Raw genomic sequence first — 13,846 nt, 5'->3', positions numbered from 1 at the left:
GCGGGGGCCTCGGCGTACGCGCAGGGTGGTGTTGACCGGTGAAGGGTCGCCAGATAGCTTCGCTCTACGGATAAATGATTCCGGTAAGCGGAAAAGTGGATATCAGGAGGGTCTGGGATGGGTCAGCAGGAGAAGGTGGCGACGAGCCTCGCGAGTGCCGTCGGTGAGGAGATCAGCGCCTCCCTCGCACCGGTCGACGCGGAGCTGGAGCGCCGCTACCCCGGAGACCCCGGCACCCGTCAGCCCGTTCACACCGTCTACGTCCCCGCCGACGTCCTCGCCGCCGGCACCGTCCGTTCCTGGGGCGACCGCGCCCTCGCGGCCCTCGACGAACACGCCCCGGACGCCGCCTCCTTCGCCGCCGTCCTCGGGCTCACCGACGACCTCGCCGAGTCCGTGTACGCCCGGGTGCGCGCCAAGCTGGAGCGCGAACCGGTTGAGGACCTGCGCATCGACTTCGAGGACGGCTACGGGGGCCGCACCGACGCCGAGGAGGACGAGGCCGCCGCCCGCGCGGCCCGGCTGACCGCCGAGGCGTACGAGCGGGGCACCGCGGCCCCCTGCACGGGCATCCGCATGAAGTGCATGGAGGCTCCGGTACGCGCCCGGGGCATCCGCACGCTCGACATCTACCTCAGCGGCCTGATGGAGGCCGGCGGCCTGCCCGGCGGGCTCGTCCTCACCCTGCCGAAGGTGACGTACCCCGAGCAGGTCACCGCCATGGTGCGGATCCTGGAGGCGTTCGAGAAGGCGCGCGGTCTGGAAGCCGGCCGGATCGGGTTCGAGATCCAGATCGAGACCAGCCAGTCGATCCTCGCCACCGACGGCACCGCCACCGTCGCCCGCATGATCCAGGCCGCCGAGGGCCGCGCCACCGGCCTGCACTACGGCACCTTCGACTACAGCGCCTGCCTCGGCGTCTCCGCCGCCCACCAGGCCAGCGACCACCCGGCCGCCGACCACGCCAAGGCGGTCATGCAGGTCGCCGCCGCCGGCACCGGCGTACGGGTCTCGGACGGCTCCACCAACGTCCTGCCGGTCGGTACGACCGAGAAGGTCCACGACGCGTGGCGACTGCACTACGGACTCACCCGCCGCGCCCTCGCCCGCGCCTACTACCAGGGCTGGGACATGCACCCGGGCCACCTGCCCACCCGGTACGCGGCCGTGTTCGCCTTCTACCGCGAGGGCTTCGAACAGGCGGCCGCCCGACTCGCGCGGTACGCGAACCGCACCGGCGGCGACGTCATGGACGAGCCCGCCACCGCCAAGGCCCTCGGCGGCTACCTGCTGCGCGGCCTGGACTGCGGCGCCCTCGGCATCGGAGAGGTCGCCCGGCTGACCGGCCTGACCCGCGCCGACCTCGAGGGCTTCTCCGCGCCGCGCCGCGGCGACCTCACGGCGTCGGCCCGGTAGGCCCCGCCGACGGCGGCCGGGCGCCCGCGAAGGGATCGTCCGGCCCCGGGCCGACGTACCGCTCCAGACCGGACGGCGCCACCCGCCCCTCCTCCGCGAACAGCCGCGTCCCCCGGTCGCACAGCCGCCGGTCGGCCCGCGCCCGCGCGCAGAACTCCTCGGGCGTCGTCCCGAACAGCGCCCGCAGCCGGGCCGACCCGCGCAGCAGCCCGGTGATCAGGGGCCGCTGCTCCCCCGGGTGCCGCCGGGGCGTGCCGGTGCCGTCGTGCAGGACACCGTGGCGGTTGACGTACGCGTACGCGCCGCGCAGCACCGAGCCGTCACCGGGCTCCACCCGTACGTCGGGTGCGGGCAGCCAGGCGCGGTCGAAGTTGCCGCCCGCCATCGGGACACCCTCGCTGGCGTCGACCACCGCGAGCTGCTCGGCGTCGAGCCACAGGACGAACAGCTCCCGTACGGTGCCGGGGGCGGCCACCGGCGACGCGGAGACGTAACCCATGCGGCTCACGTGCGCGGAGACGCCGATGTCGAGGCCGGTGACGCGTGACCTGACCATGGGAACCGGCGAGCCGACCCCGAACTCGGCCATCTTGTGACGCAGCTGGCCCGGACTCGCGTTGGAGCCGATGGCCAGCACCGGGACCCGGCCGCCCCCGTCGTCGTGTGCCCGCGCCTCCAGCGGCAGCAGCCGGTCCCCGTCCAGCAGCCCGGACTCCCGCGGCCATGCGCCCGGGTACAGCAGCGGATCCTCCCGCGGCACCCCGGCGAGACCGAGCGCCTCCAGGGTCCGGCCCCCGCCGGGCGGCCGCCCGGGGCCGCGGTCACGGTCCAGTGGTTGCGGCACGGTGTGTTCCTCCCGGCGGGTGTGCGGCGCGGTGGGCGGGCGTCCGTGCGGTGGCCGCCCGGACGGAGGGGCGCTGTCCGGGCGGCCGTCGTGCCCGCCGTCCCGTACGGCCCGGCGCACCGCTCGTACTCCGGTGCGCCGGGACCCGGCTCAGTGCGCCGGGGGCAGCTCGCCCGAGCCCCGGGTGACGAGCCTGGTCGGCAGTTCGATGCGCTCCGGGGCGAGTAGCGTGCCGTCGAGCTGCCGGAAGAGGCGTTCGGCGGCGGTGCGGCCGAGGGCGGCGGCGTCCTGGGCGACCACGGTGACACCGGGCCGGAGCAGGTCGGCCAGCTCGATGTCGTCGAAGCCCACGAGGGCGACGTCCGTCGGGTGTTCGGCGAGGACCCGGATCACGGTGACCGTCACCCGGTTGTTGCCGGTGAAGATCGCGGTGACCGGCTGCGGATCGGCGAGCATCTTCTCGGCCGCCTGGCGCACCCGCTCCGGGTCGGTGACGCCCAGGGACATCCAGGAGTCCTGCACCGCTGTGCCGGCGTCCTCCATCGCGGCCCGGTAGCCGCGCAACCGCTCGGCGGCGGTGTGGATGCGGGGCATGTCGCCGATGAAGCCGATCCTGCGGTGCCCGTGCGCGATCAGGTGCGCCACACCGTCGCGTGCGCCCCCGAAGTTGTCGGACACCACCACGTCCGCGTCGATCTGCCCCGCCGGACGGTCCACGAACACCGTGGCGACGCCCGCCTTCAGCTCGGGCTCCAGGTACCGGTGGTCGTCCCCGGCGGGAATCACCACCAGGCCGTCCACGCGGCGTGCGCACAGCGCCAGCACCAGTTCCTGCTCCCGCTCGGGGTCCTCGGCGCTGGACCCGTTGATCAGCAGGGCGCCGTGCGCGCGGGCCACCTCTTCCACCGCCCGGCTGAGCGGGCCGTAGAACGGGTCGGCGAGATCCTCCAGGACCAGCCCGATACTGGCGGTGCGGCCCTTGCGGAGCACCCGGGCGCTGTCGTTGCGGCGGAAGCCGAGGGCGTCGATGGCCTCCTGGACGCGGTGCTCGGTCTCCGGGGTGACCCCCGGCTCGCCGTTGACCACCCGGGAGACGGTCTTGAGCCCGACACCGGCCCGCGCGGCGACGTCCTTCATGGTGGGGCGATTGCCGTAACGGTTCCCGGGAATGCGGGCTGCGCGGCGGGTCGTGTCGGGCACGATGCGGTGTCCTGTCCTGTCGTCCACGGGAGTGCGTCGGCTCCTGTTGTCCACGGGGGATGTGTCGGTCATGAGGTTGTATGAGGATGTGGCGTCGAGCATAGAGCCTGGACAACGTTGTCAGATGCAGGAGACACTGTCCGGTGCACTCTCGGTCCTCGTCCCCGTGGTGGGAGCGGTCCGCTGCGCACCTTGGGTACGTCATTTTTCACTTCCGGTCCGACGGGGAGATCCGACTCTGATGCACACCGACCTCGTGGCAGCGCTGGACATCGGCGGCACCAAGATCGCCGGTGCACTGGTGGACGGCGACGGCCGCATCCAGGTGCGCGCCCAGCGTGCGACCCCCGCCCGGGAGGACGGCGACACCGTGATGGGGGCCGTCGAGGCCGTGCTGGCGGAGCTGACCGGGTCACCGCTGTGGGGGCGGGCCACGGCCGTCGGCATCGGCAGTGCGGGCCCGGTGGACGCCTCGGCCGGCACCGTCAGCCCGGTCAACGTGCCCGGCTGGCGGGACTACCCGCTGGTCCGGCGGGTCGGCGAGGCCGCCGGTGGCCTGCCCGTGGAACTGATCGGCGACGGGGTGGCCATCGCGGCGGCCGAACACTGGCACGGCGCCGCCCGGGGGCACGACAACGCGCTGTGCATGGTGGTCTCCACGGGCGTCGGCGGCGGTCTGGTGCTGGGCGGCCGGCTGCACTCCGGACCGACCGGCAACGCCGGCCACATCGGTCACATCAGCGTCGATCTGGACGGCGACCCCTGTCCGTGCGGCGCGCGCGGCTGCGTGGAGCGCATAGCCAGCGGGCCCAACATCGCCCGCCGCGCTCTGGAGGCCGGCTGGCTGCCGGGCCCGGACGGGGACGCCTCCGCCGCCGCGGTGGCCTCCGCCGCCCGTCTGGGCGACCCCGTCGCCGTCGCCTCCTTCGAACGCGCCGCGCAGGCACTGGCCGCGGGGATCGCCGCCACCGCGACCCTCGTGGAGATCGACATCGCCGTGGTCGGCGGGGGCGTCGGCAAGGCGGGCGACGTGCTCTTCGCCCCGCTGCGCAAGGCCCTGACCGACTACGCGACCCTCTCCTTCGTCCAGCGCCTCGCGGTCGTCCCCGCCCAGATGGGCACGGACGCCGGACTGGTCGGCGCGGCCGCGGCGGCCCTCACGAGGACGGCGGGCGCACGGACGGCACGCGTCTGAGCCCACGACCCGGCCGAACGAAGCCGCCTGGGGCAGCGACGTAGGGCTCGGTCGGCCCGGTCGGCCCGGTCGGCCCGGTCGGCCCGGTGGCGCGGGACCTTTTCCTCCAAGGGCCGGGCCGGGTCCCGGGTCCTCCAGAGCGTCGGGCGCCTGTTCGAACCGGTGCCCCGCGCGGCCGCACCCGTGACCAGCGGGCCGTCGCGTAGTTGAACGGGGCATGAAGAAGCGCAGCATGCTCGCCCTCGCGTCCCTCGCCACCGGCTTCGTCGTCGCGGCCGTCACCCCGTCCCACGCCGCTCCGAGCGAGCTCCCGCTCGGCCTGGACCTGGAGGACACCGTCAGCACCGTCGAGGACACCGTCGCCACCGACAGCCTGACGCTCGACGAGGGCGCTCTCGGGCAGCGGGGCTGACCCCCGGCGCCCCACCCGCACCACCCGGACCCGCACGGCGCCGGTGCCCCTCTCCAGGGGGTGCCGGCGCCGCTGCCGTACGTCCTCAACTGGGCCTGGTTTCCGTGGCAGGGTGAAGCGGGCAAGCCACAGGGGGCCAACAGAAGAGGGGGACCTGTGACCGTCGTCTGGATCAACGGCGCGTTCGGTGCGGGGAAGACCACCACCGCACGGGAACTGATCGACCTGATCCCGAACAGCACACTTCTCGACCCCGAGGTCGTCGGCGGGGCGCTCGCGCAGTTGCTGCCGCCCAAACGCCTGGCCGAGGTGGGCGACTTCCAGGATCTGCCGATCTGGCGGCGCCTGGTGATCGACACGGCGGCCGCGATGCTCGCCGACCTCGGCGGGACCCTCGTGGTGCCGATGACCCTGCTGCGCCAGGAGTACCGGGACGAGATCTTCGGCGGCCTCGCCGCCCGCCGGATCGAGGTCCGGCACGTCCTGCTGGCTCCGGCCGAAACGATACTGCGGGAGCGAATAGCGAGTCGCGGGACACCGGACGGCCCGCCGGACGACGAGATACGGGTGCGGCAGTGGTCCTACGACCACATCGAGCCCTATCGTTCGGCCCTCGCCTCCTGGCTCACCGCCGACGCCCACCCGGTCGACACCAGCGCCCTGGCCCCTCGCGAGGCAGCAGCCCGGGTCGCCGAGGCCGTCGGCACCGGCGCCGTGCCGGCCTGCGAGATCGTGCAGACCCCGGAACCGACCGGTGAGACCGTCGCCGCAGGTGTCCTGCTCTTCGACGACCAGGACCGGGTGCTGCTCGTCGACCCCACCTACAAGGCCGGCTGGGAGTTCCCCGGCGGCGTCGTCGAACCCGGCGAGGCACCGGCCCGGGCCGGTGTGCGCGAGGTCGCCGAGGAGACCGGCATCCGCCTCGACGGCGTACCGGCGCTGCTGGTCGTCGACTGGGAACCGCCCGTGCCCCCCGCCTACGGCGGTCTGCGGATGCTCTTCGACGGCGGCCGGCTCGGCCCCGCGGACGCCGGCCGGGTCCTGCTGCCCGGGTCCGAGCTGCGTGACTGGCGCTTCGTCACCGAGGACGAGGCCGCCGACCTGCTGCCGCCGGTCCGCTACGAGCGGCTGCGCTGGGCACTGAGGGCCCGGGAGCGCGGTGCCGCGCTCTACCTGGAGGCCGGCACACCGCTCGGCTGACGCCGGGCGACGGCCCGTGGCCGCACGCCGCAGTGGTCCCGCACGCTGCTTCACGGCTTCACGGCTTCACGGCTCCCCGGCAGCGCGGGCTGCACCACTCCTGTCGGGGCGCGCCCCGCAACGGGGACTGTGCCGTTCCTGCCCTGCCGGGGCGCGCCCCCAACCGGGACTGCGTCACTCCTGCCGCGGCCCGCTCCGCAAAGGCGTCCGAAGGAGGCCGTGCCCGGTATCTCCGGCCACGCCGGACAGGACGCCGCCCGGCATCCGGTCCCGGCAGGGGCACGCCGACGGCACCGCGGGGCGGCCGTCGGCAGGGGGAGAGCACGCCGCAGCGCGAAGCCCTCGGCCGACGGCCGCCGACCGCCGGACGGGAGCCGGCTCAGCCCGCCGCGTAGTTGAGCAGGAAGTGCGCCTCGGCCACCGACAGCCGCTCCAGTTCCCCGGGGGACACGCTCTCGTTGACGGCGTGGATCTGCGCCTCCGGCTCGTTCAGCCCGATCAGCAGGATCTCCGCCTGCGGGTACAGCGCGGCGAGGGTGTTGCACAGCGGGATGGAGCCGCCCTGACCGGCGTACTGCATCTCCTCGCCCGGGTACGCCACCGCCATCGCGTCGGCCATGGCCTGGTACGCCGGGCTGGTGGTGTCCGCGCGGAACGCCTGGCCCTGGCCGATGTGTTCCACGCCGACCCGGGCGCCCCACGGCGTCCGCGCCTCCAGGTGGGACTGGAGCAGCTTGGTGGCCTCGGCCGCGTCCACGCCCGGCGGTACCCTCAGGCTCACCAGCGCCCGGGCGCTCGCCTGCACGGACGGCGTGGCGCCCACGACCGGCGGGCAGTCGATGCCGAGCACCGTGACGGCGGGCCGCGCCCAGATCCGGTCGGCGACCGCGCCGGAGCCGATCAGCTCCACGCCGTCCAGGACCCGCGCGTCCCGGCGGAACTGTTCCTCGTCGTACGCGAGCCCCTCCCACGTGCTGTCCGCCGCCAGCCCGTCCACGGCCGTCGAGCCGTCCTCGTCGCGCAGCGAGTCCAGCACGCGGATCAGGGCGGCCAGCGCGTCGGGTGCCGCGCCGCCGAACTGGCCGGAGTGCAGGTTGCCTTCGAGGGTGTCGACCTTCACGCGGACCAGCGTCATGCCGCGCAGCGTCGAGGTGACCGTCGGCAGGCCGACGCGGAAGTTGCCCGCGTCGCCGATGACGAGGGTGTCCGCGGCCAGCAGTTCGGGGTGCGCCTCGGCGTACCGCTCCAGACCGCCCGTGCCCTGCTCCTCCGAGCCCTCGGCGATCACCTTGACGTGCACCGGTACGCCGCCGTTCGCCTTCAGGGCACGCAGGGCGAGCAGGTGCATGATCACGCCGCCCTTGCAGTCCGCCGCCCCGCGCCCGTACCAGCGGCCGTCGCGCTCGGTCAGCTCGAAGGGCGGGGTGACCCAGCCGGCCTCGTCCAGCGGCGGCTGCACGTCGTAGTGGGCGTAGAGCAGCACCGTCTTCGCGCCCTCGGGGCCGGGCAGGTACCCGTACACCGACTGCGTGCCGTCCGGGGTGTCGAGCAGGGTCACGTCCTGGAAGCCCTCGGCGCGCAGGGCCGCCGCCGTCCAGTTGGCGGCGCCCACGCTCTCACTGCGCGGGAACTGCTCGAAGTCGGCCACCGATTTGAAGGCCACCAGCGCGGCGAGTTCCTCCTTCGCGCGGGGCATCAGCGAAGCGACGGTCTCGGCGACCGGATTCGACGACATGGGCACGCTCCTTGTGGGTGCGACGTTGTACCAAGGAGTACTTGGACGAAATGAACGGGCCGATCCTCCCACAGTGGCCTGCGGCGATGCCCGCCGTAGGATGCGGGGGTCAGGTGCGGCATGCGGTTTGATCGGAGCAGTAGACCATCGTGAGCAGCGAGAACTCTTCGGCGGACGACGCGCGTCAGGTCTGGGACGTGGTCGTGGTGGGCGCGGGACCGGCGGGGGCCTCGGCCGCCTACGCGGCGGCGGTCGCGGGGCGGCGCGTGCTGTTGCTGGAGAAGGCGGACCTGCCCCGTTACAAAACATGTGGCGGCGGCATCATCGGTCCCTCGCGCGACACCCTCCCACCCGGTTTCGAGCTGCCCTTCAGGGACCGCGTGCACGCGGTGACCTTCTCGAACAACGGCCGCTTCACCCGGACCCGGCGCTCCCGGCAGATGCTGTTCGGACTGATCAACCGGCCCGAGTTCGACCAGCAGCTCGTCGAGCACGCCCAGAAGGCGGGCGCCGAGCTGCGCACCGGGGCGACGGTCACCCGTGTGGAGCAGCACGGGTCGGCGGTGCCGGACCGGCGCACGGTCGCCGTCGTCCTCCAGGGCGGCGAGACGGTACTCGCCCGCTCCGTCGTCGGCGCGGACGGCAGCGCCAGCCGGATAGGCGCGCACGTCGGAGTCAAACTGGACCAGGTCGACCTCGGCCTGGAGGCGGAGATCCCGGTGCCCGACACGGTCGCCGAGGACTGGAAGGGCCGGGTGCTCATCGACTGGGGGCCGATGCCCGGCAGTTACGGCTGGGTCTTCCCCAAGGGCGAGACGCTCACGGTCGGGGTGATCTCGGCGCGCGGCGAGGGCGCGGCGACCAAGCGGTACCTGGAGGACTTCGTCGGCCGGCTCGGGCTCGCCGGCTTCGAGCCCAGCATCTCCTCGGGCCATCTCACCCGTTGCCGCGCCGACGACTCGCCGCTGTCGCGCGGCCGGGTCCTGGTGTGCGGGGACGCGGCCGGGCTCCTGGAGCCGTGGACCCGCGAGGGCATCTCCTTCGCACTGCGGTCGGGACGGCTGGCCGGTGAGTGGGCGGTACGGATCGCCGAGTCCCACGACGCGGTGGACGCGCGCAAGCAGGCCCTGAACTACGCCTTCGCCATCAAGGCCGGGCTGGGCGTCGAGATGAGCGTCGGCAAGCGGATGCTGGCGGTGTTCGAGCGCCGGCCCGGGCTCTTCCACGCGGCACTGACCGGATTCCGGCCGGCCTGGAAGGCGTTCAAGGACATCACGCAGGGTTCGACGTCGCTGGGAGAGCTGGTCCGCGCCCACCCGCTGGCGCAGCGGGCGCTGGCCACCATGGACCGCCGCCCCGCAGGAGGAGAGGACACGGCTCCCCCCGCCCCGGCGGACGCGGTCCCCGCCACCGCGCCGGGCCCGGCGGGCCGCACCGACGACGGGGCCGGTTCCTGAAGCTGCCTGGGGCTTTCTGAGGCCGTCGGGGGTTGTTGAAGCTGCCTGGGGTTTCTGAGGCCGCCAGGGGTCCCTGAAGCTGCCGGGGCCGGAACCGTGACCGAGGCCCGGGGCGCGCCTTCCGGCCTGCGAGGCCGGAAGGGAACCCGCCCGGTGGCGCCTTGAACGGCGTACCTCCCGGGAGAACGGCGTACTTCCCCGGGAGTAGCCGTGAGCACCCCGCGCGGGTGACGCCCCGCGCGGCGGCCGGCGTCTAGCGTGGCGGGCATGGACGCAGAGCGCGAGCGCGGGGGAGGGCCGCCCCGGTTGCGGCGGCACCGGCCCCCGCGGTGGAACCGCTGGGGCGACGAGGAGGGCCGTCCCCGTCGGCCCTGGCGCTCCACGGTGCTGATCACCGCGTTCGTCCTGTTCGGCTCCAACTTCGCCGCCCACGCCCAGGCCGGCGAGCGGGCCGCGCCGGACCCCTTCGCGTACGCGCTGCTGTTCGTCACCGGCGCCTCCCTGCTCTGGCGGCAGCGGTACCCGGTGCCGGTCGTGTTCGGCACGGCGGTCACCACCCTGGTCTATCTGGGCGCCGGTTACTCCTACGGGCCGGTGTTCCTGGCCGTCGCCGTGGCCTGCTTCAGTGCCGTCGTCGCCGGACACCGCCGCGCCGCGTGGAGCGCGATGGGCGTGCTGTGGTCCGGGCACGCCCTGGTCGCGCACTGGCTCTACCGGTGGCTGCCGCCGTCCGGCGACTCGGCGGCGTCCTGGGCGCAGGAGGTCGTGATCGCCACGTGGGTGGTGGCGATCGTGGCCCTGTCGGAGCTGGCCCGGGTCCGGCGCGAGCAGTGGGCGCGCGAGCGGGCGGAGCGGGCGCAGGCGGTGAGACGCCGGGCGGACGAGGAGCGGCTGCGGATCGCCCGCGAACTCCACGACGTCCTCGCGCACAGCATCTCCGTCATCAACGTGCAGGCGGGCATGGGACTCGCCCTCCTGGACACCGACCCCGAACAGGCGCGCACCGCGCTCACCACCATCAAGGCCCAGAGCAAGGAGGCGCTCGGCGAGGTGCGGCAGGTCCTCGACACGCTGCGCACCCCCGGAGACGCGCCCCGTGCCCCGGCCCCCGGACTCGACCGGTTGCCCGAACTGGTCGAGCAGGCGGCCGGCGCGGGGCTGACCGTCGAGGTCGAGGGGGAGCCGCCACGCCTTTCGCCCGGCACCGGCCTGGCCGCGTTCCGCATCGTCCAGGAGGCACTCACCAACGTCGTACGCCACTCCGGTTCTCGTCGCGCGCGCGTGCGCCTCGGCCGGGACGGCGGCGCGCTGCGGCTGTGCGTCGACGACGACGGCCCGGCGACGGGCGCCGAGGCCGGTGGCAGCGGCAACGGGCTTGCGGGGATGCGGGAGCGGGCAGCGGCGCTGGGTGGCACCATCGAGGCGGGCCCGCGTCCCGACGGCGGCTTCCGGGTGCTCGCGACCCTGCCGGCCGACCTGAAGCAGGCCGGGCAGGCGAAGGGAAAGAGGGAGGACCGGTGATCCGCGTACTGCTCGCCGACGACCAGTCACTGGTGCGGGCCGGCTTCCGGGCACTGCTCGACGCGCAACCCGACATCGAGGTCGTCGCGGAGGCCGCCGACGGGGAGCAGGCGGTGCGCTCCATCCGCCGGCTGCGTCCCGACGTCGTCCTGATGGACATCCGGATGCCCGTACTGGACGGGCTCGCCGCGACCCGCCGGATCACCGGCGACGACGGGCTGGAGGACGTACGGGTCGTCATGCTCACCACCTTCGAACTCGACGAGTACGTCTTCGAGGCGATCCGCTCCGGCGCCTCCGGTTTCCTCGTGAAGGACACCGAACCCGAGGAACTCGTGCGTGCCGTGCGCGCGGTGGTGGAGGGCGACGCACTGCTCTCGCCCGGAGTGACCCGGCGCCTGATCGCCGAGTTCGCGGCCCGCTCCAAGGAACCCGCCGCCCCGGCGGAGATGGCCAGGCTGACCGAGCGGGAGCGCGAGGTCATGGCCCTGGTCGGCATCGGCCTGTCCAACGAGGAGATCGCCCGCCGTCTCGTCGTCAGCCCGCTGACCGCCAAGACCCACGTCAGCCGCACCATGGTGAAACTCGGCGCCCGCGACAGAGCCCAACTGGTCGTCCTCGCCTACGAGTCGGGGCTGGTCCGGCCGGGCTGGCTGGGCTGACCGACAGGTCTCCCGCGCGGACGAGCACACCACGGGCACCGCCCGGCGGACACCCGTGGGCTCCCATGTCGCCCACACCTCCGGATCGGCACGCCACGCCCCGGCCCCTCCCTGGTCCGCCCTGTCCGGCTCGGTTCAGGTGACGGCCGACCGCTCGCGCCACAGCGCCGCGAGCGAGGTGTCGCCGGTCACCTCCGGGAACGGGCGGCGGTTCCAGAGGGCCGGGTAGAGCTCCGCGGCCGGTCCTGACAGTTCGCAGTCGGCGTCCCCGGCGTCGTTCCGCTCCGCCACGGGCGGCTGCGGGGACAGCCGTACGGTCCAGACGGCGTCCGGCGCGTCCGTCGCCCGCACCCGTAGTGTCCGGGACTCCGCGGTGCGCACGGCGCTCTTCTGACGGGCGTGGAAGCCGCAGAGCAACTCGTCGATGCCGTCCACCGCGAAGTCGACGCCGATGCCGGTGTACCCACCGCCCGCGGCCGACTCGGCGTCCAGCCGGTGCACGGTGGTCTCGTGCGCCTGCCGCCGCGCCCAGAAGTCCAGCGGGGACGGCGCGGGCAGGAAGTGCCAGCACCGCACATCGGGGGCGGCGCCGGCGAGGGTCTCGACGAGGCGGCCGTGTCCCTCCCGGAACCAGGCCACCAGCGGGGCGCCGTCCAGGTCGGGCGGGCGGACGCCGGGCCGGGGCCCGGTGTGCCCGTCGGCGACGAACGCCGTCGCCCAGCGGTGCACCCTTCCCGTGTGCCGCAGCAGGTCCCGCACCCGCCAGCCGGGGCAGGCCGGCACCTCGGCGTCGCAGCCCGCAGCCTCGGTGGCCGCGGCCAGCAACGCCCCTTCGCGGTCCAGCGTCTCGACGTACGCGGCAGTGTGCATGGCAGGGAGTGTGCCGGACGGGGCGAGTGCGAGGACAGGGCCCGGGCGGACGACGGCCGGCTCAGCCGGGAACGGCGCGCCGTGTCGCGACCGCGACCAGGACCGCCACCGCCGCGAGCGCCGCCACGCTGGTGAGCGCGGCCGGCAGGGAGAACCAGTCGGCCATGAAGCCGATCGCGGGCGGCCCCAGCAGCATCCCGCCGTAACCCAGGGTGGACGCGGTCGCCACACCGCTCGGTCCGCCCAGCGCGCCGGCCCGTTCGATCGCGACCGGGAAGATGTTGGCGAGTCCGAGCCCGGTGATCGCGAAGCCGAACAGGGCCGCCCACACGTACGGGGCGAGCGAGCCGATCAGCATGCCGGTCACGGCCGTGGTGCCGCCCGCCACCACCGTGGCCGTCCGGCCGAGCCGCTCGAGCAGCGTCGTCCCGGTCAGCCGGCCGACGGTCATGGCCAGCGCGAAGCACGAGTAGCCCGCCGCCGCCAGACCGGGGGAGGCGTCGAGGTCCTGCTCCAGGTGCAGGGCACCCCAGTCGGCCATGGCTCCCTCGCCGTAAGCCGTGCACAGGGCGATCAGGCCGAAGGTGACGACGAGGCGACGGGTGCGGCGGTCCGGGCGGCGCGCGGCACCCTCCTCCTCGACGGCGGGTGCGGGCGGCGCGACGGGCTCGATGCGCAGCAGGGCGCGGCCGGCGACGAGGGTGACAAGCAGACCCGTCACGGTGAGCGCGAGCAGGTGCCGCGTCGGCGACAGCGAGCCCGCGACCAGACCGCCCAGCCCGGCGCCGACCATTCCGCCGAGGCTGAACGCCGCGTGGAAGCTCGGCATGATCGGGCGCCGCAGCACGGCCACCAGGTCGACGGCCGCGCTGTTGAAGGCGACGTTGATGCCGCCGTAGGCGCTGCCGAAGACGAGCAGTACGACACCGAGGGCGAGCGCCGAGTGGGTGAGCGGGGGCAGGGCGATGCTGAGGCAGAGCAGGACCGCGCAAACGACGGTGACGGGGTGGCTGCCGTAACGGCGGACCAGTCGTCCGGTGAGCGTCATGGTGACGACGGCGCCGGCCGAGACCCCGAGCAGGGCCAGCCCGAGGGCACTGGCGGAGGCGCCGGTCTGTTCCTTGATGGCGGGGATCCGGACCACCCACCCGGCGAACACGAAGCCGTCGAGTGCGAAGAACGCGGTCAGGGCGACGCGGAGTCGGGTGAGGTCGTCGCGGCGGCCCGGCACGGCGCTGTGCGATCGGGCTTTGTTTATTTGCGGCACAAAATCAGGCTAGAGTCGGTGCGGGGACAGGGCAAGGTCCGCGGGCCGCCGAACTGGTCCCGGGCGC

Annotated in this window: 12 protein-coding genes; 7 read left to right on the top strand and 5 right to left on the bottom strand. The window is 74.2% G+C overall.

Features of this window, described 5'->3' with window-relative positions; genetic code table 11:
• The first annotated feature begins 117 nt into the window (after positions 1-117).
• On the top strand, positions 118-1,416 hold the full coding sequence (locus HZS56_RS20160; RefSeq protein ID WP_216722123.1) for a DUF6986 family protein: 1,299 nt from the start codon (positions 118-120) through the stop codon (positions 1,414-1,416).
• Here HZS56_RS20160 and HZS56_RS20155 read toward each other — a convergent pair.
• Both HZS56_RS20155 and HZS56_RS20150 read right to left on the bottom strand, forming a co-directional pair.
• Entirely contained in the window at positions 1,397-2,260 is an 864-nt protein-coding gene (locus HZS56_RS20155) for a hypothetical protein (RefSeq protein WP_308408108.1), read from the bottom strand. The genes HZS56_RS20160 and HZS56_RS20155 overlap by 20 nt on opposite strands.
• 150 nt (positions 2,261-2,410) lie before the next feature.
• The gene (locus HZS56_RS20150) at positions 2,411-3,487 is read right to left on the bottom strand and encodes a LacI family DNA-binding transcriptional regulator (RefSeq protein ID WP_216722122.1); all 1,077 of its coding nucleotides are present in this window, start codon (positions 3,485-3,487) and stop codon (positions 2,411-2,413) included.
• 214 nt (positions 3,488-3,701) lie between these two features.
• On the opposite strand from HZS56_RS20150, the gene HZS56_RS20145 reads away from it, so the two are divergent.
• The 3 genes from HZS56_RS20145 (at position 3,702) to HZS56_RS20135 (ending at position 6,267) form a co-directional block, all read left to right on the top strand.
• The gene (locus tag HZS56_RS20145) at positions 3,702-4,655 is read left to right on the top strand and encodes an ROK family protein (RefSeq protein WP_216722121.1); all 954 of its coding nucleotides are present in this window, start codon (positions 3,702-3,704) and stop codon (positions 4,653-4,655) included.
• A 217-nt stretch (positions 4,656-4,872) separates the two neighbouring features.
• Entirely contained in the window at positions 4,873-5,067 is a 195-nt protein-coding gene (locus tag HZS56_RS20140; protein ID WP_216722120.1) for a hypothetical protein, read from the top strand.
• A gap of 156 nt (positions 5,068-5,223) precedes the next feature.
• Positions 5,224-6,267, top strand: coding sequence for an NUDIX hydrolase (locus HZS56_RS20135; RefSeq protein ID WP_216722119.1), 1,044 nt, complete (start codon positions 5,224-5,226; stop codon positions 6,265-6,267).
• 379 nt (positions 6,268-6,646) lie between these two features.
• Here HZS56_RS20135 and HZS56_RS20130 read toward each other — a convergent pair whose 3' ends face one another.
• Positions 6,647-8,002 (bottom strand): dipeptidase, encoded by a 1,356-nt coding sequence (locus HZS56_RS20130; protein WP_216722118.1) that lies wholly within the window; start codon positions 8,000-8,002, stop codon positions 6,647-6,649.
• A gap of 149 nt (positions 8,003-8,151) precedes the next feature.
• Between HZS56_RS20130 and HZS56_RS20125 the strand changes: the two genes are divergently transcribed.
• The 3 genes from HZS56_RS20125 to HZS56_RS20115 all read left to right on the top strand — a co-directional run bounded on the left by HZS56_RS20125 (position 8,152) and on the right by HZS56_RS20115 (position 11,642).
• Positions 8,152-9,459 carry a geranylgeranyl reductase family protein gene (locus HZS56_RS20125; RefSeq protein ID WP_216722117.1) on the top strand — a complete coding sequence of 436 codons (1,308 nt, stop codon included), beginning with the start codon at positions 8,152-8,154 and terminating at the stop codon, positions 9,457-9,459.
• A 267-nt stretch (positions 9,460-9,726) separates the two neighbouring features.
• Positions 9,727-10,980, top strand: coding sequence for a sensor histidine kinase (locus HZS56_RS20120; protein ID WP_216722116.1), 1,254 nt, complete (start codon positions 9,727-9,729; stop codon positions 10,978-10,980).
• Complete coding sequence (locus HZS56_RS20115) at positions 10,977-11,642, top strand: response regulator transcription factor (protein WP_216722115.1); 666 nt, start codon at positions 10,977-10,979, stop codon at positions 11,640-11,642. Before HZS56_RS20120 ends, HZS56_RS20115 begins: the two co-directional genes overlap by 4 nt.
• Positions 11,643-11,777: 135 nt before the next feature.
• On the opposite strand, the gene HZS56_RS20110 is transcribed toward HZS56_RS20115, so the two are convergent.
• Together HZS56_RS20110 and HZS56_RS20105 are read right to left on the bottom strand one after the other, a co-directional pair.
• Positions 11,778-12,512: a maleylpyruvate isomerase family mycothiol-dependent enzyme gene (locus tag HZS56_RS20110; RefSeq protein WP_216722114.1), complete on the bottom strand. Its 735-nt coding sequence runs from the start codon at positions 12,510-12,512 to the stop codon at positions 11,778-11,780.
• 61 nt (positions 12,513-12,573) lie between these two features.
• Positions 12,574-13,743, bottom strand: a complete 1,170-nt coding sequence (locus HZS56_RS20105; protein ID WP_216722150.1) for an MFS transporter — start codon at positions 13,741-13,743, stop codon at positions 12,574-12,576.
• Between the last annotated feature and the right edge of the window lie 103 nt (positions 13,744-13,846).

This window comes from Streptomyces mayonensis, from assembly GCF_018982965.1.
Lineage (GTDB): Bacteria > Actinomycetota > Actinomycetes > Streptomycetales > Streptomycetaceae > Streptomyces > Streptomyces mayonensis.
The sequence above is the reverse complement of the archived record's forward strand: the minus strand, read 5'-3'. Positions and strand labels throughout refer to the sequence as shown.